The following is a 23,321-nucleotide window of genomic DNA, read 5'->3' as shown; positions in this document are numbered from 1 at the left end:
GCTGATCTTGTGATGAGCGTCAGGTGGTCAGGCCGGCGCTGATCAGCCAGATGTGTTCGCAGGCCGAAGCCGCCTGTTGCAACGTCTCGCGGGACTCCTGCGAGGCATGGTAGAAGGACCGCTCGATCATCCAGCACAGGGCGCGTGCCATCGCTGATGCCTGGTCTGGTTCGGTGCCGGCCGGAACACCGGCTCGTTCCAGGACGGCGGTGATGGCCTTGATGAACAAGTCAGCTGTATGGCTCCACAGCTCGCCGATCTCCGGCACGGTCAACGACAGGTCGATCGCCGTGCGCATGACCAGGCCGTGCTCGTTCCACAGCTCGACCGTGCGCCGCATGGCCGCCGCGATGGCCTGGCGCGGATCGTCGGCCTCCGCGGTCGCCCGTGACCGCTCCCACAGGTGCGCGACGGTCCGGGCTACGAGTGCCGTGGCCACTTCTTGCTTGGAGCCGAAGTAGAAGTACAGGGCGCCGCGTGTGATGCCGGCGCCCTCGGCGATGTCGCCGACGGTCATGGCGTCGTAGCCCTTCTGCGCCAGCAGGGCTTCGCAGGTGTCCAGAATGGCCCGCTCCCGGAGATCGCCCTTGCGTTCGGTGGTACGCCGGCCTCTCGCGGGATGGCGGTCGCGCATCAGAGCTGAGCCCCCTCGGGGAAGTCGGTCGTACGGGAGAGCGTCTCCCATGCGCGGATGTCCTCGTCCACGGCCGTGCGCGCGGCGGTGATCAGTCGCAGCGCGTCGGAACCCAGCACGAGATGGGCCGGCGGCCGGTCGACCGACGCGATGTGCACGACGGCCTCCCCGGCCTTGGCCGGATTGCCCAACTGGTTCCCGCTCGCCTTCTGCCGTGCTTCACGGATGGGATCGAACAGCTCGTCGTAGTCGTCGATGGTCCGCGCGGCGCGCGTCATGGACCGTCCGGCCCAGTCGGTACGGAAGGAGCCGGGCTCGATCGCCGTCACGTGGATCCCGAACTGCGCGACCTCCTTGCCCAGTGCCTCGAGGATGCCTTCCAGGGCGAACTTGCTGCCGCAGTAGGCGGACATGCCAGGCACGGCCATGAGCCCGCCCATGGAGGTGACGGCCATCAGGTGTCCGCGGCGGCGCCGGCGCATGTGGGGCAGTGCGGCCTGCAAGGTGGCCACCGCCCCGAAGACGTTGACCTCGAACTGCCGCCGCACCTCGGCCAGCGGGGTTTCCTCGAAAGTGCCCTCCAGACCGTAACCGGCGTTGGCGACGACGACGTCCAAAGGGCCGACGCTCCGCTCGACCTCCGCTATCACACTCTGGACGGCGTCGCCGTCCGTCACGTCCAGGATGCGGCCGTGAGCGTACCCGGGTTCGTGTCCTTCGAAGGCCCGCAGGTCCTCCTCGGCGCGGACCGTTCCGACGACCGTGTGCCCGGCGGCCAAGGCGGCTTGGGCGAAGGCACGCCCAAGGCCCGTACTGACGCCGGTGATGAGCCACTTCTGCTTCTGCATCGCTCCTCCAGAGAGAACTGGACGGGGCTGAACTGCTCCCATGGCTCAAATTCTACACAACGTCGATTTTTGTCTTCATCGTGTAGATTCTGACGACGCCTTACGGCTTCGTCGACCGCCGACAATCTTCCTGAGCAAGAGCAGAGGCCAGAGGTACGCAGCTACGTAACCACTCGATGGTGGGGAGGAGGAGCCTAGCCATGGCGGTAACGCTCAAGCCGCTGGCGTGGCCGGGGTGCCGGCGGAGGGGGCATGCGCGAACGGCTCATGACGTAGATACGGGAGGACTCCGCGACGCACACTTTCTTAACAGAGGTTTCTGGGCGGTATCGCGCCTGGTCGCAATCCAGAAAGGTAGACCTTTCTGGACCCACCGCGAGGGTGGCAGATGACCGTCTGGAGGTACGCACGAGTTTCGACGCGTGACCAGAACCCACAGCTCCAGCTTGACGCCCTGGTGGCCAGCGGCTACGACGAACTGGTCACGGAAAAGGAGTCGGGCAAGCGCGGTGTCGCGCGGCCGGCATGGAGGCGCTCCTGGCGCTGCCCAAGGCGGGCGACACGCTGAAGTGCTGGAAGTCCGACCGGTGGGGCCGCTCAGCGGGATACGCGCTGACCACGGTCGACGAACTGCACGACCGCGGCGTCACGGTGATGTCGCTGACGGAGAACTTTGATCTGGGCACCAAGGAGGGCCGGTTCATGTTCGCGGTTCTGGCTGCGGCCGCGGAGTATGAGTTGGAGCTGCGCGCCGAGCGCCAGGCCGAGGGAATCGCCGCCGCCAAGCGCCGCGAGGCCACCGGTGCCATGCTGCCCGGCAAGAAGAAGACCGGCCGGCCGCGCGTCATCGGCCCTGCCGAACTGGCCACACTGCGCCGCCTGGTCGACGAGGGTGTCTCAATCACCGAGGCTGCCCGCACCCTCAAAATTGGCCCCTCCACCGCCTACGTAGCTCTCGCAGGACGCTGACCAGCAGCTATCCCACCCGCGTCCCGCTGCTGTCCTTCGGAGCCCTAGCAAGATCGTTCTCATCGATAACGGCTGTCCGCCGGTTTCTCAACCCCGGAGGCGGAAGATCTCGGAGATGTGGACGGTGTCGCCCGGCCGGGCGTAGTCGAGGAGTGCGCGGAACTTCGGGCGCTGGAGGGGGTGGAGGCGGCTGGAGGTGCCGCCGTCCTCCTCGAAGACGACCGGGTCCTCGATCCCGGCCTCGTCGAGGACGAGGTTCTGCCGGGCGGTCGACTGCTGGTCGGTCGAGACCCGCTCGTAGACCAGGTCCGCCACCGAGGGCCCCTTCCGTACGGAGGATCGGACCCTGTCTGTCGTCAAACCCTGTCAGCAATCACCATCGAATCTGTTGGATTCGGCCCGTCGCGGACCCCCGGATTGCGCGGGTTCCTTCAGCGCGCCGACTGCCTGTCATCATTCGATCCTTTGCCGACAGGCGGCGAGGGGTGGTGATTTCAGGTGGCGCGCAGACAGAAGGGGTGTCCGGCCGGGCTGGCGTAGACGCGGCTGCCGGTGCGGGTTTCCGGGGTGACCTCGTCGGTGGGGCGCAGTCGAGTGGCGCCGGCGTCGGTGGCCGTGCGATCGGCGGCCGCGAGGTCCCCGACGCCGAAGTCCAGGTGCATCTGCTGGGAGGCACCGTCCGGCCAGCTCGGGGCGACGTGTTCGGGTGCGGCCTGGACTACGACCACCGGGAGGCCGGGGGCCTCGATGAAGTGATGAGTCGGCGTGCGGGTGATCGAACCGCCGAGGAGTCGGTGCCAGAAGGCGCTTTCGGCCTCGATGTCGGCGGCGTCGATGATTACGGAACTCAAGGTGATGGACATGGCGACAATCCTGATCTTCGTGGTTGGCGCTCAGACGGTGGGGATGATGCCGCCGTCGACACGGAACTGTGCTCCGGTGAGCCATTTCGCACGGCCGGAGGCGAGGAAGGCGATCATCTCGGCGACGTCCTCGGGATCGCCGGGCCGGCTCTTGGGAACGTTCAGGTGGTCCACGATCTGCCGCGTGACCTCCTGGGTGGTCACGCCCTGCTTATCGGCCATGTGGGGAGGTGGGCGGTGGTGCCGTCGGTGACGACGAAGCCGGGAAGGACCCAGACCACGCGCACCCCGTGCTCGCCGACCTCGGTTGCCAGTTCGCGGCTGTAGGTGTTCAGCGGGGCCTTGGCGGCGGCGTAGGACGCCTCGGTGCGCTGGGGCAGTTGGCTGGCGATCGAGGAGACGTGCACGACGACGCCGGAGCCTTGCTCGACCATCCCCGGCACCAGGGCCCGGTCCGGACGCACGGCGCTGAGGAGGTTCATCTCAGGTCCGCCCGCCAAGACGCGTCCGACCGGCCCAGAGTCGGTGCCGGCGCGCTCGCGGCGCCAGCGTTGTTCACGAGCACGTCCACTCCGTCCACCCGGTCGACGACCTGGCGGCCGAGTTCCGCCACGCCCTCCTCCGAGGAGAGGTCCGCCGCGACGAAGGCGGCATTGTCGTCCCGCTGCGGTTGGCTGCGAGAAGCCGTCAGCACAGTCGCGCCCGCGGCGACGAAGCGACGCACGGTCGCCGCGCCCAACCCCCGGCTGCCGCCGGTGACCAGCACCCTCACACCCTCCAGGCCCTCGTCGGTGTTCGGCATGGGGAAAACTCCTCCGTAAGATGAACCGGACTCCGGAAACGATACACGTAAGCGGAACCGGACTCACCTTATGGAGGTTCCCTTGCCTGCACCACGCCCGCTGCGCGCCGACGCGCGACGCAACCGCGACGCGCTCCTGGCCGCCGCTCGCCAGGCGCTCCTCGACGGCGACACCGACGCGCACGTGGAGGACATCGCCCGCCGCGCAGGCGTCGCCGTCGGCACGCTCTACCGCCACTTCGAGACCCGCGAGGCGCTGATCGAGGAGGTCTACCGCAAGGAGGTCGACGATTTGTGCGCCGCGCACGGCGACCTGCTGGACGAGCACGCCCCGGAGGAGGCTCTGCGGCGCTTCCTGCTGCTGCTCGTGGACCACGCCGCCGTGGGCAAGGGAATGTCCGTCGCGCTGCAGAGCATCATGGCGACGGACTCACCGGTCTTCGACGACGCCCGCACCCGCATGGGCGACGCTCTCTCCCGACTGCTCGACGCCGGCAGCGCGGCCGGCGCCGTCCGCGGCGACGTCACCGGCCCCACCCTGCTGCGGGCCCTCGGCGGCATCTGCGCCCTGCGCGTGACCGAGGGATGGCTGGAGGAGGCCCGACAGATCACCACCCTCCTCCTCGACGGCCTGCGCCACGGGGCACCCGCGCGAGCTGAGCCGCAGGACGTGCGCGCTCGGTGCGTCACTCCTGCCTGCTCCCCGTCGTCGTCCTCGTCCAGCTCCGGAGCGTCCGGAACACGCAGCGGGCGCAGGGCGCCAGCGGCCGGGGGGCGACGCTCTGCCGATGATGAGGACGAGGGTTGAACCTTTCGTGTCTCGCCGGTGCTGTCTCACGCGCACCGGCCTTCCCCTTCGAGTGGTCCAGGGTCACAGCCATCCCTGGGTTGACCGGTCGCACCTTGTCCAGCTCCTGGCGTATCTGCTGGCCGAACCAGGCCACGTGGTCGCTGAAGGCCGGGTCGGCAGCCGCGCGGGCGTAGATGTCATGGCCGTACCGCGGTCTGCGCCGGGGCGAGGCATGCGGGATCAGATGGATCGACGCCGATCTGGACGAGGGCGTGCTGCATGTCGCCAAGCAACTGGTGCACGTCGGTAAGCAAGTCGAGGAAGGCGATCCGAAGACAGAGGCCAGTGACGCGTCGATCGCGCTCGACAGGAGCACGGTCGCCGCGCTGCGGGCCCACGCTGTGCGGCAGAAGCAGGAGAAGCTTGCCTGGGGCGAGGGTTGGGCCGACAGCGGACGCATCTTCACTCAGGAGGATGGCGGGCCCCCTGAAACCGGACTGGGTGAGTGAGCACTTTCAGCGGCTCACCTTCGCGGCCGGTCTGCCGCCGATCCGGCTGCACGACCTGCGGCACGGGGCGGCGACGCTTTCGCTCGCCGCCGGCAACGACATGAAGGTGACGTCGGCGATGCTGCGTCACTCCAGCCTCGCCATAACATCGGACCTTTACGCGACGGTGCTCCCGGACGTGGCTCACGCGGCGGGGGAAGCGAGCGTGTCGTTGGTGCCGTGTGCGGTCGTCGTGGAGCAGGTGTCCGGGACTGGCGGTCACCCCTCGGTCTCCCATAGGGCGGATCGACGGCTCCGGGCGCGTGGCGATCGGGAAAACCCCAGGTCACCTAGTAGGGCGGGTGGGACTTGAACCCACGACCCACGGATTATGAGTCGGTTCGATTAACGTTGCTCAGTGCTGCCGAGTGTTAGTTTGTGCTGCTGAGAACGGGATCCTCCCACGCTGTCGTGTCGGGCCGTTCCTAGACGTGTCGTGCTGTGTCGCATACGGGTGAGCAACCACGGAGCAGCCGTACGTCTTGACCATCGGCAGTACGCGTCATTCGCTCCGGTCTCGGAAGGACGCCTGGGCTGGGGTGAATAGACTTGTCGTCATGTTCGACGACAAAACGCAGGAGACCCTGCGGCGCCTGCTGGATCTCGCCGAACATCCTTCCACTCCGGATGCCGAGCGGGCGCTGGCGTTCGCGCGGATTCGCGCCCTGGTCGCCGTGCCGGCCGACGACGCCCGCCGCAGGACGCCCGTGGCCGGCATGGACGCCCAACTGCTCATCAAGCTCAGGCCGCTGCTGAAGCACGTGGACGAGGACGACCTGGTCGACGACGTGCACGGCGACCTGCACTCCTTCGCGATCCGCTACCAGTTGCTCTCGGAGGTCGCCGGGCAGTTGGCCCACATGCTCGACCTGCGCTCCCGCCTCGCCCCTGGCAAGCGGCACCGGCACGACGACGGCGTACGCGAGACGGCGGCCAGGCTGGCCTTTCTCCTGCAGCGCTCCGACGGGTTCCGCACCTCCCGCTGGCGCAGCAGACGCGACTGACCCGGCCGGCGCCGAGAACTGGGCTTCTGGTCGTTCACGGACTTTGTCCCTGCCGATGATGTCGTCCGTGCGGGTCAGCTGACGCTCAAGCTCGACGCGATGAGTTTTGAAGCGGCACCGGCGCGCGGCACGCCGTTCAACCAGCGGCGGGAGCCCCGGCCGGTCGGGCGTCATCCCGAGCTCACAGCTGCTGAGAACTCCTCCTCTGGGACGACGCCGTCGCGACCTCCGGAGGAGCCGGCCGATACCCGGTGACGATGCGCGGGGCACCGCCGCGGCGGCAGATTAGGCCGGGTGAACACCTCTCCTCCAGGAAACCGCCGTACGAACGTACCGGTCCTGATCATCCGCGTCTGGTCGGTGAGTTATCTGGCCCTCGGCCTGCTCTGGTCTTTCGGAGGGCCCGGATATCCGTTCGACGCCGGCCGTGCGGGCGTCGGCAACACCCTGCTCGACCCTCTTCCGGCGGCGGCCGGCGGGGGCGTGCTGGCGATGTCGGCGCTGGTGGCCGGCGTCGTCGCCGTGCTCGCCGCCAGAGGCCCGCTCAACCGGGCCCCCGCCGTCGTGGCCGTCGTGGCCGGCGTCGGCCTGGCGGTGCTCCTGCCCGACGTGCGCATCATGATGACCGCGGGCTACCTGCCGGTGATGCTGGCCGCCGCGCTCGCGGGCCAGGTCGAGTTCTCGATGATCGTGACCATGCTGACGTGGCCGAGCGTCAACCTGCTCATCCTGATGGCGGCCGGCGTCAGTCTGATGGTCTTGGGGACGCGAGCGCTGATCGGAGGGCACGGGCGGCCCGGCAACGTCGTCGGCGCGCTACGAATCGGGCGGTATGCGACCGCTGTAGCGGTCGCCGTCCCCGTCGTCTACGCCGTCACCCGCTTCGGCTGGCTCCTGGGCGTGCCCGTCGGCATCAGCGACCGGTTCCTGGCCTACATCGCCGAGATCACCCCGATCGGCGCCGGTCTCAGCACGCTCGGTCTCGTCGGCGCGGTCCTGACCGTCGGCTTGGTCCGGCCGTGGGGGGAGATCTGGCCGCGCTGGGTGCCGGGCCTGCGCGGGCGGCCGATTCCAGCGCGATTGCCGGCCTACTCCGCTCTGGCCGTCTCCCTCCCCATCACCTCCGCCGGACTGATGTACGTCCGTAAGAAGCTCACCGGCGAGCAGGTCGGCCCGGCGGGGGCGGCCGACGAACTGGGCGCCTGGCTGCCGGAGATGTTGTGGCCGCTGTGGGGTGTGGCCCTGGCGGTGGCGGCGCTGGCGTACCTCTCCCGCCGTCGGCACCTCGCTCACGCACGCCGACCATAATGGTGGACGTGCGAGAGCCCCCGTCCCCTGCCGGCGCCGCGGTGGACTCGTTTCTCAACCGGCATCAGATGAGCGCGGATGCCATGCTCGCCGTCCTGCTCGTCCTGCCGCTCGGCCTGGTCTCGTTGAGCCTGCTCCGGGCCTCGGACAGTCCCCTGTCGCTCCGCCTGCTCGCGGGCCTTGGCCTGCTGGTGCTGCATGGTTGCGTCGTTCCGCGTCGGCTGCGCCCGCTGGCGGCGTACGGACTGGCCGCCGCAGCGATGCTGCTGGTGGTGGCGCTGCCGCCCCTGCACGACCCGGGCAACGCCTACTATCCGGCGGTGCTGCTGCCGAGCACGCTGGTCTTCGGGCTGCTGCTCTACACGGTGTCCAGCCGGCTCGACCTGCTGCCCAGCCTGGCCTGCCTGGCCGTCGCCCTGACCGGGGTGGTCCTGGTACTGGCGCGTCTGTGGAATCCGGCCTCGTGGGGCGGCTCGTCGGGCTCCTACGATTTGGTCGCGTGGCGGATCGGGCTGTCGGTCGGCCTGCTCGCCGCGGCGGCGTGCCTCTGGTCGCTGGGCCGCCTCAGCCGGATGCGGGTGTTGTTCCTGTCCGAGCTAAGAGCGAAGGCCGAGCGCGCCGAGGCCGACCGTGCGCGGGAGCGGAAGGAGGCGGCGCGGGCGGAGCGCGACCGCATCAGCCGCGAGATGCACGACGTGGTGTCCCACTCGCTCGCCGTCATGGTCAGCCAGGCGGAGGGTGGCAGGCTGTCGGATCCGGACTCGCCCGGCGCGGATGTGTTCGCCACCATCGCCGGGGTCGGGCGCGAGGCCCTGCGGGACATGCGCGGGCTCCTGGGAGTGCTACGCGCCGACGGCGGCACCGCTCCGCAACCGGGCCTCGGCGACCTCTCCGACCTGCTCGACCATGTGCGCGATACGGGCGTACGCGTCGCCGTACAGGAGGTCGGGGACGCCCGACCGCTGCGCCCCGCCGTCGACCTGACCGCCTACCGCGTCATCCAAGAGGGGCTCACCAACGTCATCAAGCACGCCGGGGCAACGGCCGCGGCCGACATGACGCTGGCGTGGCGCCCGGACGGACTGCACATCACCATCACGAACGACGGCGACGGGCCGCCCGCCGAAGCGGCCGGCGTCGGGCTGACGGGGATGCGCGAACGTCTCAGCATGGTGGGAGGCACCCTGGCGGCCGGCAGACGGCCCGGCGCCGGCTTCGAACTGTCGGCCACCGTGCCCTATGAGCCGAGGAGTCTCCCATCATCAGGATCATGATCGTCGACGATCAGGAACTGCTGCGCAACGGCCTGACCATGGTCGTCAGGTCCCAGCCCGACGTGGAGGTGGTCGCCGAGGCCGCTGACGGCCTGGCGGCCCTGAAGGCGTTGGAGTCGCGGCGCGTCGACGTGGTGGTGATGGACATCCGTATGCCCCGAATGGACGGTGTCACCGCCACCCGGGAGATCCAGCGCCTGGACGACCCTCCGAAGGTGCTGGTGTTGACCACGTTCGACCTCGACGAGCACGCCCTGGCCGCGCTGCGCGCCGGTGCGAGCGGGTTCATGCTGAAGGACGCGCCAGGAGAGGAGATCATCGCTGCGATCCGGCACGTGCACCGGGGTGACTCGATCATCGCGCCCGCCACGACCCGGCGGCTCATCGGGCGGCTCGTGGCGAAGGCCGACACCGACCCGGACGCCGTGCTCAAGGTGCTCACGGAGCGTGAGCGTGAAGTCTTCCTCGGCCTGGCCCGAGGCGCGTCCAACGCCGAGATCGGGGTCAAGCTGTTCTTGTCGGAGACCACGGTCAAGACCCACGTGGGGCGCATCCTGACGAAGCTCGGGCTGCGCGACCGGGTCCAGGCGGTGGTCCTGGCATACGAATCCGGCGTTGTCACTCCGGGCGAGCGTTAGTTGATCATCATCGCCGCCGCCCGAAGCCGGTTTCCTGACTCGTACACCGCACTCGTGGACGCAACCGGACGGCTGCGGCTGGAAGCATCCGCGGTCAGTCCGAGGCACAACGGACGAACGGATCAACGACCCGCCGCCGCAGGAGCGCGGTTTGAGGTGCCCCGCAAGCGACGAGCTGTTTTGTGTTCTCGGGCGTCCAGCACGGCCTGCGGGATGAGCAGGTAGTGCGAGGCGTCGTGAGCCCATGCGGGCCGGCTGTTCACTCGCGTTCTGGTGCGGCGACGAGCGGTCGGACTGGCAGCAGGTGACCGTCGACATCACCCAGCCAGGCGAGGAGCCCCTGGCGCAGACCGCCGGGCCGGTGATCCGCACCGACCAGAGCTTCACCACCGTCGCCTGGAGGCGCTCGCCCGCGAGCTGGGCGTCCACGAGTACATCGACAGCACCAGCACAGACCCCGGAGCCGCACGGCGCGACCTGGGCGGCGCCTCGATCATCGTCGCCACCGCCTCCAGCGGTGCCTCCATGAACCCGCTGGTGAGGGGCCTGGCCCCGAACGGCAGTGGTCGGCGCCGCCCCCCGACCCGCATGACCTGAGTTCGATCCAAGAGTCCTAACTGTAGGGGGTTGTCCCCGCTGGCTTGAATGGACGATGGGCTTGAAGCATCCCGGGAATCCCCTGGACATCATGGTTGGACCATGCAACTCCTGCCGGCCATGACTGAGGCCAACCCGACATGACCGGATACCGGTAGCGGTTGTGCAGGAGGCCCTCGGTCATGTCTCCTCCACCTTCACCCGCGACACCTACACCAGCGTCTATCCCGAGGTGGCCCGCGCTGCTGCGGAATCCACCGCGGCCCTGGTCAACACAGCAGCCGCAGGTGTCCAGACAGCACGGCTAATCACGCTGCCGACCCACATCGGCGATGCCACCACCTGAACCACCCAACCCAGGCAGGCCCGCTGATCCTCCGGCGGCCCTGCCTTGTCTTCAGCGGCTGTCGCGTAGGTGATGTAGTCGTGATCCTCAGCCTCGCGTGAACTGGCCTAGCGTAAGCGCTTCGAGAAGCAGCGGATCTTTTGTCTGCTGGTCACCTGCGGCCTGGCGGGCAAGACGAGCCGACTTGGACAAGGCTTGGCCGGGCATGCAACGCCGTTGATCAGCGGTGCTGGGCGGACCTTCCGGCTTGATCTTCGGATGGTGATCTCTGGGGTCTGAGCTGACGATGGCGGTCTAAATGATCTACCGCGTTACACGGTCCGTACACAAGAGTAACCACCGAGCAACCAACAATGATCAACAACGAACTCAGAGGTCGGCCAAGACCGAGGAACCCCAGGTCGAACGCGGTATTGAAGAGTAGGGCGGGTGGGACTTGAACCCACGACCCACGGATTATGAGTCCGATGCTCTAACCGGCTGAGCTACCGCCCCTTGATTCAGTTGTGTGGCGTGCGGCAGGGCGTCGTGAGGATCGTGATGAGGCCCCGCGCATGGCTAAGGCTAGAGCATCGGATCCGGTTGCCGCGTCCGGCCGAACGGGAGACAGGTCTCCGCCGACATCATTCCATGCCGGACCCCGTACGGGGAGTGCGGCTTGATCACATTCGCGGCACTGGTAGGTGCGTGCGCGGGTTGGCTGGTGATGTGACACGTATGTTCGGCGGGGTAGGGGGAACGCATGACGACCATGGGAATCGATCCGGCGCAGCTCAGCGATGAGGACGTCATCCGCGAGCTGCGGCACCTGCACGCGACCAGGAGTGACACTTTCTTCCACGGTTCGGACGACGCGCTGGCGACGCACACCCAACGGACGAATGAGCTGGAAGCCGAGTATCTGCGGCGGTATCCGGCGCGCGAGGTGGATCCGGGCCGGTTGCGCGAGGGGGCGAGGCAGCGCTGATGAGTGAGGGCCATGATGTCCAGGCCCTGTCGGACGTGGACATCCATGTGTACGAGGCCGTGGCCTCGCAGACCGTCGAGTCGGGTGGCGCCGGCATGGACGGGCTGGTGCGCGCCTGCGGGTTGACCGAGGAGGAGGTCCGCCACAGCCTCACCAAGCTGGTGGAGCACGGGTACGTGGTGCCGCGGGGTGACGGTTACGGCCTCGGGCCCCACACGTTCGAGGTGGAGTACTGAGGGCTGGGCCTGGGGGCCGTCGGTGGAGGGTTCGGCTGAGCTGAGTCCCGGTGTCAGATTCGGCGGATGCGGGACCAGGCCACGAAGGCGCCGCCGAACACCGCCATGGCCAGGCCCGTCCACAGGTTGACGGCGTCGCCGAAGGCGCCGGCGACGACCAGGATCACGCCGTACACCAGGAACAGGCCGCCGATCACCATGCGGATGTCGCTCACAGCATCACTCCGTACATCAAGGCCGCCAGGGCGACGGCGCCCGCGCCGAGCAGCACGGGAGAGCGGTACCAGCGGGCGTCCCCGGCCAGCGCGTCGTCCTCCACGTCCACCGCGCTGAGCCCGTACACCAGCCCGCGCAGCTCCGAGTCGGGTTTGCGCGTGGTGACGAGCGTGACGGCCACGGACACCAGCACGTCCACGGCGAACGCCAGGCGGCGCCCCAGAAGCTGGCGTTCAGCTCGGTGCCGAAGTTCACCAGCCCCGCCTTGTACGAGACGTACGACGCGAATGCCGCCACCGTCCCGGCGAGCAGCCCCCAGAACCCGGCCCAGGCCGTCATCCGCCGCCAGAACAGCCCCAGGATGAAGGTGGCGAACAGCGGCGCGTTGAAGAACGAGAACAGCGCCTGCAGGTAGTTCATGATGTTCGAGTAACCGGCCGCGATGAAGGCGGTGCCGACACCCAGTGCCACGCCCGCCACGGTCGCGACCCGGCCGACCCGCAGGTAGTGGCGGTCGTCGCGGTCCGGACGCAGGTGAGCCTGCCAGATGTCGTTGGTGAACACCGTGTTGAACCCGCTGATGTTCGCCGCCATCCCCGCCATGAACGACGCCAGCAGCCCGGTCACCGCCACCCCCAGCACGCCGTTCGGCAGCAGGTCGCGCATCAGCAGCGGGATCGCGTCGTTGTAGTCGCGGCTCTGGCCCCACCCGCCGAACAGCACGAGCGCGATCATCCCGGGCAGCACCGTCACCAGCGGGATGAGGATCTTCGGGTAGGCGGCGACGATGGGGGTCAGCCGGGCCGCGTTCGTGTTCCTGGCCGACAGGGCGCGCTGCACCTCGGCGAAGTTCGTCGTCCAGTAGCCGAACGACAGCACGAACCCGAGGCCGAACACGATCCCGATCCAGTGTGCCTGCATGGGGTTCTGGCCCGCCGTGTGCGTCCAGGTGTGCAGGCCGCCCTCGCCGAGCGAGCTCTGGCGTACGCGTTCGGCCAGGCCGGAGAAGCCGCCCACGCGCATCAGCCCCAGCACGGTGAGCGGGATCAGCCCCGCGAGGATGACGAAGAACTGCAGCACCTCGTTGTAGATCGCCGAGGAGAGCCCGCCGAGCGTGATGTAGGCCAGCACGATCACCGCCGAGACGACCACCGACACCGGCAGCGGCCAGCCGAGCAGCGCCTCCATGACCAGGGCGAGGGCGTAGAGGTTCACTCCGGCGATGAGGATCTGCGCGACCGCGAACGTGACGGCGTTCAATAACTGCGTGGCCCCGTTGAAGCGCCGCCGCAGGAACTCCGGCACGCTGCGCACTTTCGAGCGGTAGTAGAACGGCATCATCACGATGCCGAGGAACACCATCGCCGGCACCGCGCCGATCCAGTAGTAGTGCACGGTCATCGCGCCGTACTGCACGCCGTTGGCCGCCATGCCGAGGATCTCGATCGCGCCCAGGTTGGCGGACAGGAACGCCAGGCCGGTGATCCACGCCGGCAACCCGCGGCCGGCCAGGAAGAAGTCGAGGCTGGAGGTGATCCGCCGGCGCGCCGCGAAGCCGATGCCCAGCACGGTGGCGAAGTAGATCGCGATGAGGGCGTAGTCGAGGAGGTTCGCGTCCAAGCGCACGGCACACTTCGCTACCCAGGAAAACCGCGCTGTCACGCCTGGCCGGGGAGCGGGTGCGGTCATAGGGTCGAGGTGTGGACGTCGCCGACCTGAGCCCCGCGCAGGCGCGGGAGCGCTTCCGCAGCGGCGAGCGGGTGCCGACCGCTGGCTGGTGCCGGGGCTGGACGCAGGCCAACCTCATCGCCGTGCCGAAGCGGCTGCGGTACGAGTTGCTGCTGTTCGCCCATCGCAATCCGCGGGCGTGCCCCGTGCTCGACGTGGGGGAGCCGGGATCCTGGTCCACCCGGTTGTTCCCGGGTGACCTGCGTACCGACCTGCCCGCCTATCGGCTCTACCGCGACGGCGCGGCGGTCGCGGATCTCGGCGAGGTGGCCGGGGAGTGGCGTGCGGACCTGGTGCCGTTCCTCATCGGGTGCAGCTTCACGTTCGAGCGGGCGCTGCTGGCCGCGGGGGTGCCGGTGCGGCATCTGGAGGCGGGGGTGAACGTGCCGATGTACGTCACGAACGTCCCCTGCGAGGCCACCGGCAGCCTGTCGGGGCCGCTGGTCGTGTCGATGCGGCCGGTGCCGGAGCACCTGGTGAAGACCGCCGTCGAGGTGACCGGCCGCTACCCGATGGTGCACGGCGCGCCCGTGCATGTCGGCGACCCCGGCGCGATCGGAGTCCGCGACCTGGCCCGCCCCGACTACGGCGACGCGGTGGAGGTGCGGCCGGGGGAGGTGCCGCTGTTCTGGGCGTGCGGGGTGACACCGCAGGCGGCGGTGCTGGCCAGCGGCGTCGACTACGCGATCGGTCACCTGCCGGGCCACATGGCCATCCTGGACGCCCGGGACGACGACTACCGCGTCGAATGACTACCGCCGGCGCGGGGGGATGCCCGCCGCGGTGAGCTGCCGCCCGATCGGCGGTGCTCCGCGCCGGTTGTCGATCTCCAGACACGGTACGGCCGGCGGCTCGTCCACCCGGATGTTCCTCAGGTAGTCGTCGAAGGCGGCGAGCTTGCCCGTGTCCCGCCCGAGCCCCCGGGCCGAGAGGCGTTCGCGCAGCGTCGGGCCGTCGGAGCGCACCCACACCAGCCGCACCGGCGGGCCGCCCAGCTCCGCCACCCAGTCCGTCCACCGGCCGGCGTCGTGCACCTGCGTGGTGAACGGCCCGTCCAGCAGCACCGGGCAGCCGTGCCCGCGGATCTGCCGGGCGATCCTGGTCAGGCCGCCGTACTCGTGCCTCTTGATGTGCTCGTCGTACCAGGGGCCCTCGCGTTCGCCGTCCGGGCGGCCGTGGGCGCGCAGGACCTCGGCGACGAAGCCGCCGTACACGGTGTCCTTGTCGAGGACGGCGGGCACGGGGGACAGGCGGGCGAGCAGCTCGGCCGCCACCGTCGACTTGCCCGCCCCCGGCGGCCCGCTCACCACCCAGACGGCCGTCACGACACCGCTCTGCTCGCGCGCGGCCCGTCCAGCCCCCAGGAGACGATCCTGGAGGGCGTGATCCGGATGATCTCGCGGGAGAAGAACGGCGCGGGCGGCTCCTGGTCGGTCAGCGCCACCGCCGTGCCGCGGATCTCGATGCCCCGAGGCGACCACGGGTCGACCGAGGCCAGGTCGTCCACCACGAACGACACCGTGCTCCCGGCCCGGACGTTCCTGAACTTCTTGGACGCGCCCAGCGCGTGCCCGCCGATCGTGATCGTGCCGCTCGCCGGGTCCACGAAGAAGCCGGTCGGATTGTTCTGCACCTGGCCGTCGGGCGCGACGGTGGCCAGGCGGCCGAGGTGCTGGGTGGCGAGGTAGTCGAGTTCCGCTGGGGTGAACGTCATGGCGCCGATTCTGCAACCTTGACGCCGGTGGCGGTCAAGCGGGGTCGAGCGGCGTCAAGAGGCAAGGCCCTCGGTCAGCCAGCGCAACGGGTTGTCGTGCGTGACGCGGCGGATCACGTCGTCGTCCACGCCCGCCTCGCGCAGGCGCGGCAGCAGCGTGTCGAACAGGTGGGCGTAGCCGGGGCCGCCGTACCGGCGCACCTGCGCCACCCGGCTGAGGCCCGTGCTGATCAGCAGGCGGTCGGCGTGGCCGTCCTCGATGACGGCGAGCGCGATCCTGGCCGCCTGGTCCGGGCCGAGGCCGAGCAGGCCCAGGCTCACGTACGCGCCCGCCTCGGCGATCTTCCTGGCCGCGCCGACGTCGCCGCCCAGGTTGCCTCCCGGGTGGCCGACGGCCACCCGGGAGGCCGGCAGGTTCTCGCCGAGCAGGATCTCCAGCAGCGCGAGGCCGTTCGCGCCGTGCGTGGCGACGGGCAGGCGCGAGCGCAGGGACGCGCGGGCGGCGGCCACCAGGCAGCGCTCCTCGCGCGCCGTGGGCTCGGCGCCCCAGCAGCCGACCTCGCCGATCACGCCGGGGAAGACGCCCGTGCCGTCCACGCCGCTGAGGATCTCGTCCATCAGGCGGGCGGTGAGGGTGTCCACGTCCTGGTCGCCGGCGTCGGTGAACGGCTCGGTGAACAGCCCGGTCGAGGCGATCACCGGCACCCGGCTGGAGGCGGCGATGCGGGCCAGCGCGGAGGCGTCGCGGCCCATGCCCATGCAGGTCAGCTCCACCACGAGCCCGAGCCGGCCGGACAGCCGCAGCTCGCGCAGCTCTCCCGTGACGGTCTCCTCCTCGTCGAGCCAGCGGTACGGGTCGGAGTCGATCCCGACACCCCAGCGCAGGTCGGTGCGGAGGTGCTCGTGGGGGAGGACCGCCGCTTCGACGGCCGCCATGCGTACGGGTCCGGTAACGGTCCGGAGCAAAACCTCGGGCATAACAGACATTAACCGATGTTTGCTGGAAAGAGCCCATTCGGGCAGGAAATTTTGCTTCTCAGGAGGTTTGGCGCTTTGCTGGCCGTCTGCAAGTGGCTGGGTGGAGCGGGCCGTATCCTGGGTGGCACACCGACGGCCGGGGGGAATTGTGCACGTGAAGAACTCCGACATCGGCGACGCCGACGTGATCAAAGACGACGCCGCCGGGCGTTCCGACATGCCCCGCCGCCGCACCGGCATCCAGGGCTGGCTCGACGGCATCCGATCCACCCGTGCGGGAGCGCTCACGCTCAAGATCGTGATCGGCCTCATCGGCACCCTCATGGTGGCGGGCGGGCTGGTCATGGTGCCGTTCCCGGGGCCGGGATGGCTGATCGTGTTCGCCGGCCTCGCCGTGCTCGCGACCGAGTTCCACTGGGCGCACAAGGTGCTGGAGTTCGGCAAGCGCACACTGCACGCCTGGACGCAGTGGTACAAGCGTCAGGGCTGGACGGTGCGCGTGGTGGTGCTCGCGGTGACGGCCGTCGTCGCCACCGTGATCGTGTACTTCGGGCTGCGCACCGTGGGGTTCGACGTCATCGCGATCGCCAGAGCCTACATCTGAGGGGGTCAGAGGTAGAGGCCGGTGCCGTGGTCGGTCTCCTGGGTGGCCACGGCGTGCAGATCGCGCTCGCGCATCACGAGATAGGTCTGCGCGTGCACCTCCACCTCGAACTGGTCTTCCGGGTTGAACAGCACCTTGTCGCCGACCTTGACCGAGCGCACGTTCGTGCCCACGCCGCAGACCTCGCCCCACGACAGGCGGTTGGCCATCTTGACCGTCGCGGGGATGACGATGCCGGAGCCGCTGCGGCGCTCCTCGGCCTCCCGCTCCAAGCGGATCATGACCCGGTCGTGCAGCATCTGAATCTCGAACTTGGGCTCTACCACGGGGTCAAGTTTACGAGCAGCCGGACGCCCGGGATGCCGCGACCGATGATCGGCGGCTGACCGGGCCGCCGCCCCGTGGCAGGATGGCCGTCATGATCATGGCCTTCGGTGAGACCGGCTGGCAATGGCTGAACGCCCCCCGCGAATGGACGGCCGACGACGGCCTGAGCCTGTTCTGCGAACCCGGCACCGACCTGTGGCGCAGGACCCACTACGGCTACACGTACGACACCGCCCACATGTTCGGCCGCACGGTCAGCGGCGACCTGCGGCTGTCGCTCACCTTCTCCGGCGAGTACGCCGAGCAGTACGACCAGGCCGGCGCCGTGCTCAGGATCGGGGAGGACGACTGGATCAAGGCCGGGATCGAGTACGTCGACGGCGGCTTCCACCTCAGCACCGTCGTGACCCGCCGGTTCTCCGACTGGTCGGTCCTGCCGCTGGACCGGCCGGTGCGGCGGGTGACGTTCGTCCTGGAGCGCGCCGGCGACGCGGTGACCGTCCGCTACGGCCTCGACGGCGAACCGGCGCAGAACATGCTCCGCCTGGCCTACTTCCCGCCGGGACGCCCGGCGCTGGCCGGCGCCATGGCCGCGGCACCCGTCGGCAAGGGTTTCCCGGTCCGTTTCACCGACCTGCGGGTGAGCCCGCTCACGGAAGGCTGAGCTCGGCGAGGATCGGGCGGTGGTCGGTGCCCCGGAGCGGCAGGACCGCGAAGTCCCGCACCGCCATCCGCGCGTCCGCCAGCACGTGGTCGATCGTCACGCCGGGCCGCCGCGACCACTGCGGCCAGGTCGCCCGGAGCCCGCGCCCCGTCACCTCGGCCGCGTCCTGGTAGCCGGAGGCCAGCAGGTCACGCATCGGCAGGTGGTCGAGCGTGGCGTTGAAGTCGCCCGCCAGCACGCGCAGCTCGCCGCCGCCGCGCGGCAGGGCCTCCAGGCCCGCTCGCCAGCACGGCAGGCGCTCGGCGCGGCCGGGCGCGCACGGGTGCACCGAGACGATCTCGACGCGCCTTCCGCCGGGATGCGTCAGCCAGGCCCTGGCCTGCCCGAACCCGCCCAGGTTGATGGTCCTGCCGGCCTTGAGCGGGTGGCGGGCGTAGACGGCGGACCCGCCGACGCCGTTGAGCGGGCGGGTGACCGCGTGCCGGAGCGTACGGCGCAGCCCCGCCGCCTCCAGCCGCCGCATGGCCGCAGGGGTGAGCTCCTGCAGCGCCAGCACGTCGGGCCGGGTCCGCGCCACCAGGGCCATCAGCTCGTCCGTGTCGGCCCTGCCCACCAGGAGGTTGGCGGCCAGCACCCGCAGCACCGGGCCCCGCGCGGCCGGGGCACGGTCGGGCAGCGCCCGGGGAAGCACCGCGACGCCCATCGCCAGCACCGACGCCAGCGCCACCACCCCCGCCGCCCACCGCCGGAGCAGACACGCCAGCACCAGCGCGACCGCCGCCGCGCCCGCGGCGTACGGCGTGCCTGCCACCGCCGGCACCCACGGCCAGCCGGGCTCGAACCCGCTCAGCCGCACCCCCGCCCACACCGCGAACGGCACCACCACGATCCAGCTCATCCAGGTACGCACACCCTGTATCGCCACAAAGCCGGGTTGGCGTTCATGAGAAGGTATCGCCATGCACGACGTGGAAGCCCGGGTCCTCGACGCGCTCGACGCGGCCGAGACCGTCAACCTGCTGGCCGAGACCGTACGCGTCCCCAGCGTCACCGGCACCGACGCCGAGTCCGACCTCCAGCACCGTTTCGCCCGGCTGCTCACCGAGGCCGGCATGGACGTCGACGTCTGGAAGCTCGATCTGGCCGACCTGACCGCGCGTCCCGGCTTCCCCGGCACCGAGGCCCCGCGGAGCGAGGGCTACGGCGTGGTCGCCGTCACCCCCGGAGGCGAGGGCATGCCCGCGCTGGCGCTGCAGGGCCACGTGGACGTCGTGCCGACCGGCGACCTGGCCAAGTGGGCGGGCAGCGACCCGTTCGCCGCCCGGATCAGCGGCGGCGTGCTGCACGGCAGGGGCGCGTGCGACATGAAGGCCGGCCTGGTCGCCAACCTGGCCGTGGCGCGGGCCGTCGCCCAGGCGGGTGTCAAGCTGGCCAGGCCGCTGGCCGTGCACTGCGTGATCAGCGAGGAGGACGGCGGGCTGGGCGCGTTCGCCACCCTGGACAGGGGGCACACCGCCGAGGCGGCGGTGATTACCGAGCCGACCAGCGGTGCGGTCATCACGGCCAACGCGGGCGCGCTGACGTTCCGGCTGGAGATCGCCGGGCAGGCCGCCCACGGCGCGACCCGGTACGAAGGTGTCAACGCGATCGAGGTGTTCTGGCCGGTGTTCGAGGCGATCAGGCGCCTGGAGGCCGCGCGCAACCGCGACGTGCCGGAGCTCTTCGCCGGCAACGCGATGCCCTACCCGATCGAGGTCGGCACCGTGCGGGCGGGCGACTGGGCCAGCACCGTGCCCGACCTGCTGGTCGCCGAGGGGCGGCTCGGGGTGCGGCTGGACGAGGACCCGGCGGCCGCGCGGGCCGCGTTCGAGGAGGCTGTCGCGGGGGTGGCGCACCCGTGGCTGCGTGACAACCCGCCGGTGGTGACGTGGCCGGGAGGGCAGTTCGCCAGCGGCCGGCTGCCCGCCGGGCACGCGCTGCTGGAGGAGGTCGGCCGCGCGGTCGCCGACGTGACGGGCGCGCGGCCCGCGCAGGCGGCGGCGCCGTACGGGAGCGACCTTCGGCTCTACACCGCGGCCGGGATCCCGACGCTGCACTACGGCCCCGGCGACGTGCGCTTCGCGCACGCGCCCAGGGAGCAGGTCAGCCTGACGGAGCTGCACGACGTCACCCGCGCCCTGGCCCTGCTCGCCGTACGCCGCTGCGCGGCCTACTGAGCGCGGACCAGGCGCAGCGGCGCGTACTGAACGCCGGTCAGGCGGACCGGGAGGGCACGCGGCGGCGGGACTCGGGGACGATGAGCGGCGTGCCCGACTGCGGGTCCTGGATGATCTCGCAGCGCAGGTCGAACACCTCGTGGACCAGCTCCGGCGTGACGATCTCACCCGGGTCGCCCTGGGCCACGACCGCGCCGTCGCGCATCACGATGAGGTGCGTGGCGTACCGGCAGGCCTGGTTGAGGTCGTGCAGCACGGCCACCATGGTCCGGCCCGCCTCGTGCAGGTCGGCGCAGAGGTCGAGCACCTCGATCTGGTGGGAGATGTCCAGGAACGTGGTCGGCTCGTCCAGCAGCAGGATCGGCGTCTCCTGCGCCAGCGCCATGGCCAGCCACACCCGCTGCCGCTGCCCGCCCGACAGCTCGTCCACGATCCGGTCGGCGAGCTCGGCCACGTCGGTGGCTCGCATGGAATCGGCGACGGCCGTCTCGTCGGCGCGCGACCACTGCCGCATGAGCCGCTGGTGCGGGTAGCGGCCACGGGCCACCAGGTCGGCCACGGTGATGCCGTCGGGCACGATCGAGCTCTGCGGCAGCAGCCCGAGCCGTCGCGCCACCTCCTTCGACGGCAGCGACGTGATCACGCTGCCGTCGAGGTGCACGGCTCCCGTCTTGGGCTTGAGCATCCTGGCCAGCGCCCGCAGCAGGGTGGACTTGCCACAGGCGTTCGGGCCGATGATCACGGTGAAGGACTCGTCGGGAATCGCCACGGTGAGGTCGGTGGCCACGACGCGCTGGTCGTAGGCGAGCGTGAGGCTGGTGCCGGACAGGCGGGCGCCATTGATCGGTGCGGCGCTCGGCGCGGTCATCGGTGCGGCCATCAGTGGCGGTCCTTTCGCAGGAGCAGGACGAGGTACGTGCCGCCGATCGCGGCGGTCAGCACCCCGACGGGCAACTGGGTGGGCGCGAGCACCCGCTGTGCCGCCAGGTCGGCGGCGGTCAGCAGCACGGCGCCCATGAGCGCGGAGGCGCCCATGGTCACCCCGGCGGAACGGGTGAGCCGCCGGGCGAGCTGCGGCGCGGCGAGCGCCACGAAGGCGACGGGCCCGGCGGCGGCCGTGGCCACCCCGGACAGCAGCACGCCGGCCGTGATGGCCAGCGCGCGTACGGTCTCGACCGGGATGCCCATGGCCTTGGCCGCGTCGTCGCCCATCTCGATCATCCGCAGCGGCCGGGCGATGGCCGCGCAGAGCGGCACCAGCACGAGCAGCGCCAGCGCCACGGGCCCGGCGTGGTCCCAGCCGCGCCCGGTGAGACTGCCGGTCAGCCAGGCCGCCGCGGTCGCCGCGTCGTTGATGTTGGCCCGGGTCAGCAGGTACGAGTTGACCGCGAGCAGCAGCGCGTTCGCCCCGATGCCGACCAGTACGAGCCGGTAGCCCGCCACCCCGCCGCGGTAGGCGAGGGCGTACACGAGGGCCGCCGTCACCACGCACCCGGCCAGCGCGCCGCCGGCGATCACCATGGCCGAGCCGCCCGCGATCACCGCGATGATGCCGCCCGTGGAGGCGCCGGCGGTGAAGCCGATGAAGTCGGGGCTGCCGAGCGGGTTCCTGGTGAGGCTCTGGAAGATGGCGCCGCTCAGCCCGAACGCGGCCCCGACCAGCAGCCCCGTCACCACGCGCGGCGCCCGCAGCCGGCTGACGATCAGCTCGGCGACCGGTGTGCCCTGGCCGAAGAGCGCGCCGACGATGTCGGGCACCGGCACGGTGAACTCGCCCGTCGCCAGCGCCGCCACCGTGACCAGGAAGCCCACGAGGAGGAGCACGACGCCGACGAGCAGGGCGCGCGGCGCGAGCCGTACGGACCAGGGTCCGAAGCGCAGGGTCACAGCGCCGCCACCCGCCTCCGCCTGGCCATCATGATGAAGATCGGCGCGCCGATCACCGCCCACACGATGCCCACCTGTACCTCTCCTGGCCGGGCGATCAGCCGGCCTGCCACGTCGGCGGCGAGCAGCAGCACCGGCGCGGCCAGCGCCGAGTACGGCAGCACCCACCGCTGGTCGGGACCCACCACGGCGCGCACGGCGTGCGGCACGATGAGGCCGACGAACCACAGCGGCCCGGCGGCGGCGGTGGCCGCCCCGCACAGCAGTGTGACCGCCACCCCGGTGAGGATCCGCGTCCGGTTGACCGCCACGCCGAGCGCCCGGCCCGCGTCGTCGCCGAGCGCCAGCATGTTGAGCGGCCTGGCCAGCATCAGCCCGAGCACCAGCCCGGCGGCCATGAACGGCGCCAGCCGCACCAGCGTGTCGGCCGTCTGCCCGGCCAGGGACCCGGTCAGCCAGAACCGCATCCGGTCGTAGGTCTGTGTGTCCATGCGCAGGATGGCCTGGGCCACCGCCGTGCACACCATGCCGAACGCCACCCCGGCCAGCGTCAGCCGTACGGGGCTGGAGCCCGCGCGGCCGGAGGAGGCCAGGGCGTAGACGACGACGGAGGCCAGCGCGGCCCCGCCGAAGGCGAACCACACGTACACCGTGGGGTCGGTCAGCCCGAACAGGCCGAGTGCGAGCGTGACGCCGAGCGCGGCGCCCTCGTTGATGCCGAGCAGCCCCGGGTCGGCCAGCGGGTTGCGGGTCAGGCTCTGCATGAGCGCCCCGGCCAGACCGAGCGTGGCGCCCACCCCGAGGCCGAGCAGCGTACGCGGGACGCGCAGCTCGCGGATCACCGTGTGGTCGTTGGAGCCGTCGGGGGCCAGGAAGGCGTCGATCACCGTCCCGAACGACACCGAGCGCGCGCCGAGGGCCACGCTGGCGAGCGCGACCAGGGCCAGCACGACGGCCGTCACGACGAGCCCCGTGACCAGGACCGCGGGGCGCCCCTTGCGCCCACCGCCGTCCCCGTCGGATGCCGTGTCGCCCGCGGTGTCCACCGCGGCGGGCCGTCCGGCGCCGGCCGTGTCCTGTGGCGGGCGCACCCGGACCCCTCTCTCTAGCGGTCAAACTTAGGCAAGGCTAATCTAATGCCCCAGTAATCAGGCAAGCCTAAC

32 protein-coding genes, 1 tRNA gene and 1 pseudogene are annotated in these 23,321 nt (G+C 70.6%); 15 read left to right on the top strand and 19 right to left on the bottom strand.

The genetic code is table 11. The features are described 5' to 3' along the window. Positions 1-19: 19 nt before the first annotated feature. Positions 20-634: a TetR/AcrR family transcriptional regulator gene (locus ACIBP6_RS19485; RefSeq protein ID WP_397053908.1), complete on the bottom strand. Its 615-nt coding sequence runs from the start codon at positions 632-634 to the stop codon at positions 20-22. Then, positions 634-1,482: an oxidoreductase gene (locus tag ACIBP6_RS19480; protein WP_397053906.1), complete on the bottom strand. Its 849-nt coding sequence runs from the start codon at positions 1,480-1,482 to the stop codon at positions 634-636. Before ACIBP6_RS19480 ends, ACIBP6_RS19485 begins: the two co-directional genes overlap by 1 nt. A gap of 388 nt (positions 1,483-1,870) precedes the next feature. Between ACIBP6_RS19480 and ACIBP6_RS19475 the strand changes: the two are divergent. Together ACIBP6_RS19475 and ACIBP6_RS19470 are read left to right on the top strand one after the other, a co-directional pair. Beyond that, positions 1,871-2,217 (top strand): annotated as a pseudogene (locus tag ACIBP6_RS19475) (recombinase family protein); the annotation flags it as partial. Between the two features lie 72 nt (positions 2,218-2,289). After that, positions 2,290-2,451, top strand: coding sequence for a helix-turn-helix domain-containing protein (locus ACIBP6_RS19470; RefSeq protein ID WP_397055367.1), 162 nt, complete (start codon positions 2,290-2,292; stop codon positions 2,449-2,451). Between the two features lie 87 nt (positions 2,452-2,538). Here the strand turns inward: ACIBP6_RS19470 and ACIBP6_RS19465 are convergent, their stop codons facing one another. From ACIBP6_RS19465 to ACIBP6_RS19445, 5 genes are all read right to left on the bottom strand, one after another. Beyond that, complete coding sequence (locus ACIBP6_RS19465) at positions 2,539-2,766, bottom strand: recombinase family protein (RefSeq protein ID WP_397053904.1); 228 nt, start codon at positions 2,764-2,766, stop codon at positions 2,539-2,541. Positions 2,767-2,945: 179 nt separating this feature from the next. Next, entirely contained in the window at positions 2,946-3,314 is a 369-nt protein-coding gene (locus ACIBP6_RS19460; RefSeq protein WP_397053902.1) for a VOC family protein, read from the bottom strand. Positions 3,315-3,344: 30 nt separating this feature from the next. Next, a complete protein-coding gene (locus ACIBP6_RS19455) occupies positions 3,345-3,518 on the bottom strand; it encodes an SDR family oxidoreductase (protein WP_397053900.1) in 174 nt (57 codons plus the stop codon). Beyond that, a complete protein-coding gene (locus ACIBP6_RS19450) occupies positions 3,515-3,796 on the bottom strand; it encodes an SDR family NAD(P)-dependent oxidoreductase (RefSeq protein WP_397053898.1) in 282 nt (93 codons plus the stop codon). The genes ACIBP6_RS19455 and ACIBP6_RS19450 overlap by 4 nt, the downstream gene beginning before the upstream one ends. Next, positions 3,793-4,116, bottom strand: coding sequence for an SDR family NAD(P)-dependent oxidoreductase (locus ACIBP6_RS19445; RefSeq protein WP_397053896.1), 324 nt, complete (start codon positions 4,114-4,116; stop codon positions 3,793-3,795). The genes ACIBP6_RS19450 and ACIBP6_RS19445 overlap by 4 nt, the downstream gene beginning before the upstream one ends. Positions 4,117-4,198: 82 nt before the next feature. On the opposite strand from ACIBP6_RS19445, the gene ACIBP6_RS19440 reads away from it, so the two are divergent. The 6 genes from ACIBP6_RS19440 to ACIBP6_RS19415 all read left to right on the top strand — a co-directional run bounded on the left by ACIBP6_RS19440 (position 4,199) and on the right by ACIBP6_RS19415 (position 9,678). Further along, positions 4,199-4,924 carry a TetR/AcrR family transcriptional regulator gene (locus ACIBP6_RS19440; RefSeq protein ID WP_397053894.1) on the top strand — a complete coding sequence of 242 codons (726 nt, stop codon included), beginning with the start codon at positions 4,199-4,201 and terminating at the stop codon, positions 4,922-4,924. Between the two features lie 254 nt (positions 4,925-5,178). Further along, complete coding sequence (locus tag ACIBP6_RS19435; protein ID WP_397053892.1) at positions 5,179-5,415, top strand: hypothetical protein; 237 nt, start codon at positions 5,179-5,181, stop codon at positions 5,413-5,415. Between the two features lie 596 nt (positions 5,416-6,011). Continuing rightward, positions 6,012-6,458, top strand: a complete 447-nt coding sequence (locus ACIBP6_RS19430; protein ID WP_397053890.1) for a hypothetical protein — start codon at positions 6,012-6,014, stop codon at positions 6,456-6,458. A 294-nt stretch (positions 6,459-6,752) separates the two neighbouring features. Beyond that, on the top strand, positions 6,753-7,766 hold the full coding sequence (locus tag ACIBP6_RS19425) for a hypothetical protein (protein WP_397053888.1): 1,014 nt from the start codon (positions 6,753-6,755) through the stop codon (positions 7,764-7,766). Between the two features lie 8 nt (positions 7,767-7,774). Beyond that, positions 7,775-9,040 (top strand): sensor histidine kinase, encoded by a 1,266-nt coding sequence (locus ACIBP6_RS19420; RefSeq protein ID WP_397053886.1) that lies wholly within the window; start codon positions 7,775-7,777, stop codon positions 9,038-9,040. Beyond that, positions 9,037-9,678, top strand: a complete 642-nt coding sequence (locus ACIBP6_RS19415) for a response regulator (RefSeq protein ID WP_397053884.1) — start codon at positions 9,037-9,039, stop codon at positions 9,676-9,678. Before ACIBP6_RS19420 ends, ACIBP6_RS19415 begins: the two co-directional genes overlap by 4 nt. Before the next feature lie 383 nt (positions 9,679-10,061). Here the strand turns inward: ACIBP6_RS19415 and ACIBP6_RS19410 are convergent, their stop codons facing one another. Further along, entirely contained in the window at positions 10,062-10,286 is a 225-nt protein-coding gene (locus ACIBP6_RS19410) for a hypothetical protein (RefSeq protein ID WP_397053882.1), read from the bottom strand. Positions 10,287-10,438: 152 nt separating this feature from the next. On the opposite strand from ACIBP6_RS19410, the gene ACIBP6_RS19405 reads away from it, so the two are divergent. Then, complete coding sequence (locus ACIBP6_RS19405) at positions 10,439-10,621, top strand: hypothetical protein (protein WP_397053880.1); 183 nt, start codon at positions 10,439-10,441, stop codon at positions 10,619-10,621. A gap of 421 nt (positions 10,622-11,042) precedes the next feature. On the opposite strand, the gene ACIBP6_RS19400 is transcribed toward ACIBP6_RS19405, so the two are convergent. Further along, positions 11,043-11,116 (bottom strand) — tRNA-Ile (locus tag ACIBP6_RS19400). 247 nt (positions 11,117-11,363) lie between these two features. On the opposite strand from ACIBP6_RS19400, the gene ACIBP6_RS19395 reads away from it, so the two are divergent. Then, entirely contained in the window at positions 11,364-11,588 is a 225-nt protein-coding gene (locus ACIBP6_RS19395) for a DUF6158 family protein (protein WP_397053878.1), read from the top strand. Then, entirely contained in the window at positions 11,588-11,824 is a 237-nt protein-coding gene (locus tag ACIBP6_RS19390) for a hypothetical protein (RefSeq protein WP_397053876.1), read from the top strand. Before ACIBP6_RS19395 ends, ACIBP6_RS19390 begins: the two co-directional genes overlap by 1 nt. Positions 11,825-11,877: 53 nt before the next feature. Here ACIBP6_RS19390 and ACIBP6_RS19385 read toward each other — a convergent pair whose 3' ends face one another. Further along, positions 11,878-12,039, bottom strand: coding sequence for a hypothetical protein (locus ACIBP6_RS19385; protein WP_165969885.1), 162 nt, complete (start codon positions 12,037-12,039; stop codon positions 11,878-11,880). Between the two features lie 16 nt (positions 12,040-12,055). Then, a complete protein-coding gene (locus ACIBP6_RS19380; RefSeq protein WP_397053874.1) occupies positions 12,056-13,660 on the bottom strand; it encodes a sodium:solute symporter family protein in 1,605 nt (534 codons plus the stop codon). 80 nt (positions 13,661-13,740) lie between these two features. Between ACIBP6_RS19380 and ACIBP6_RS19375 the strand changes: the two genes are divergently transcribed. Further along, positions 13,741-14,520: a putative hydro-lyase gene (locus ACIBP6_RS19375; RefSeq protein WP_397053872.1), complete on the top strand. Its 780-nt coding sequence runs from the start codon at positions 13,741-13,743 to the stop codon at positions 14,518-14,520. Here the strand turns inward: ACIBP6_RS19375 and ACIBP6_RS19370 are convergent, their stop codons facing one another. From ACIBP6_RS19370 to ACIBP6_RS19360, 3 genes are read right to left on the bottom strand one after another with little or no spacing between them, the layout of a single operon-like run. Next, the gene (locus ACIBP6_RS19370) at positions 14,521-15,093 is read right to left on the bottom strand and encodes an AAA family ATPase (protein ID WP_397053870.1); all 573 of its coding nucleotides are present in this window, start codon (positions 15,091-15,093) and stop codon (positions 14,521-14,523) included. Beyond that, positions 15,090-15,482 (bottom strand): PPOX class F420-dependent oxidoreductase, encoded by a 393-nt coding sequence (locus tag ACIBP6_RS19365; RefSeq protein ID WP_397053868.1) that lies wholly within the window; start codon positions 15,480-15,482, stop codon positions 15,090-15,092. Before ACIBP6_RS19365 ends, ACIBP6_RS19370 begins: the two co-directional genes overlap by 4 nt. A gap of 54 nt (positions 15,483-15,536) precedes the next feature. Further along, entirely contained in the window at positions 15,537-16,418 is an 882-nt protein-coding gene (locus ACIBP6_RS19360) for a phosphotriesterase (RefSeq protein ID WP_397053866.1), read from the bottom strand. A gap of 196 nt (positions 16,419-16,614) precedes the next feature. On the opposite strand from ACIBP6_RS19360, the gene ACIBP6_RS19355 reads away from it, so the two are divergent. Beyond that, positions 16,615-17,064, top strand: coding sequence for a TIGR02611 family protein (locus ACIBP6_RS19355; protein ID WP_246075071.1), 450 nt, complete (start codon positions 16,615-16,617; stop codon positions 17,062-17,064). 5 nt (positions 17,065-17,069) lie between these two features. Here the strand turns inward: ACIBP6_RS19355 and ACIBP6_RS19350 are convergent, their stop codons facing one another. Continuing rightward, entirely contained in the window at positions 17,070-17,390 is a 321-nt protein-coding gene (locus tag ACIBP6_RS19350) for a GroES family chaperonin (protein WP_397053864.1), read from the bottom strand. 92 nt (positions 17,391-17,482) lie between these two features. Here ACIBP6_RS19350 and ACIBP6_RS19345 point away from each other — a divergent pair, with 92 nt between their 5' ends. Beyond that, positions 17,483-18,055, top strand: a complete 573-nt coding sequence (locus ACIBP6_RS19345) for a DUF1349 domain-containing protein (protein WP_397053862.1) — start codon at positions 17,483-17,485, stop codon at positions 18,053-18,055. On the opposite strand, the gene ACIBP6_RS19340 is transcribed toward ACIBP6_RS19345, so the two are convergent. Then, on the bottom strand, positions 18,042-18,953 hold the full coding sequence (locus ACIBP6_RS19340; protein WP_397053860.1) for an endonuclease/exonuclease/phosphatase family protein: 912 nt from the start codon (positions 18,951-18,953) through the stop codon (positions 18,042-18,044). The two genes, ACIBP6_RS19345 and ACIBP6_RS19340, sit on opposite strands and share 14 nt — an antisense overlap. 61 nt (positions 18,954-19,014) lie before the next feature. Between ACIBP6_RS19340 and ACIBP6_RS19335 the strand changes: the two genes are divergently transcribed. Beyond that, positions 19,015-20,271 carry an ArgE/DapE family deacylase gene (locus tag ACIBP6_RS19335; protein WP_397053858.1) on the top strand — a complete coding sequence of 419 codons (1,257 nt, stop codon included), beginning with the start codon at positions 19,015-19,017 and terminating at the stop codon, positions 20,269-20,271. A 37-nt stretch (positions 20,272-20,308) separates the two neighbouring features. On the opposite strand, the gene ACIBP6_RS19330 is transcribed toward ACIBP6_RS19335, so the two are convergent. The 3 genes from ACIBP6_RS19330 to ACIBP6_RS19320 are packed head-to-tail and all read right to left on the bottom strand — an operon-like array spanning position 20,309 to position 23,249. Next, positions 20,309-21,151 (bottom strand): ABC transporter ATP-binding protein, encoded by an 843-nt coding sequence (locus ACIBP6_RS19330; protein ID WP_397053856.1) that lies wholly within the window; start codon positions 21,149-21,151, stop codon positions 20,309-20,311. Beyond that, positions 21,151-22,158: a FecCD family ABC transporter permease gene (locus tag ACIBP6_RS19325; RefSeq protein ID WP_397053854.1), complete on the bottom strand. Its 1,008-nt coding sequence runs from the start codon at positions 22,156-22,158 to the stop codon at positions 21,151-21,153. Before ACIBP6_RS19325 ends, ACIBP6_RS19330 begins: the two co-directional genes overlap by 1 nt. Further along, the gene (locus tag ACIBP6_RS19320) at positions 22,155-23,249 is read right to left on the bottom strand and encodes a FecCD family ABC transporter permease (RefSeq protein WP_397053852.1); all 1,095 of its coding nucleotides are present in this window, start codon (positions 23,247-23,249) and stop codon (positions 22,155-22,157) included. The genes ACIBP6_RS19325 and ACIBP6_RS19320 overlap by 4 nt, the downstream gene beginning before the upstream one ends. Positions 23,250-23,321: the final 72 nt, after the last annotated feature.

The sequence above is a fragment of the Nonomuraea terrae genome (assembly GCF_044465245.1).
GTDB lineage: Bacteria > Actinomycetota > Actinomycetes > Streptosporangiales > Streptosporangiaceae > Nonomuraea > Nonomuraea terrae.
This window is presented reverse-complemented; position numbering and strand designations above follow the sequence as displayed.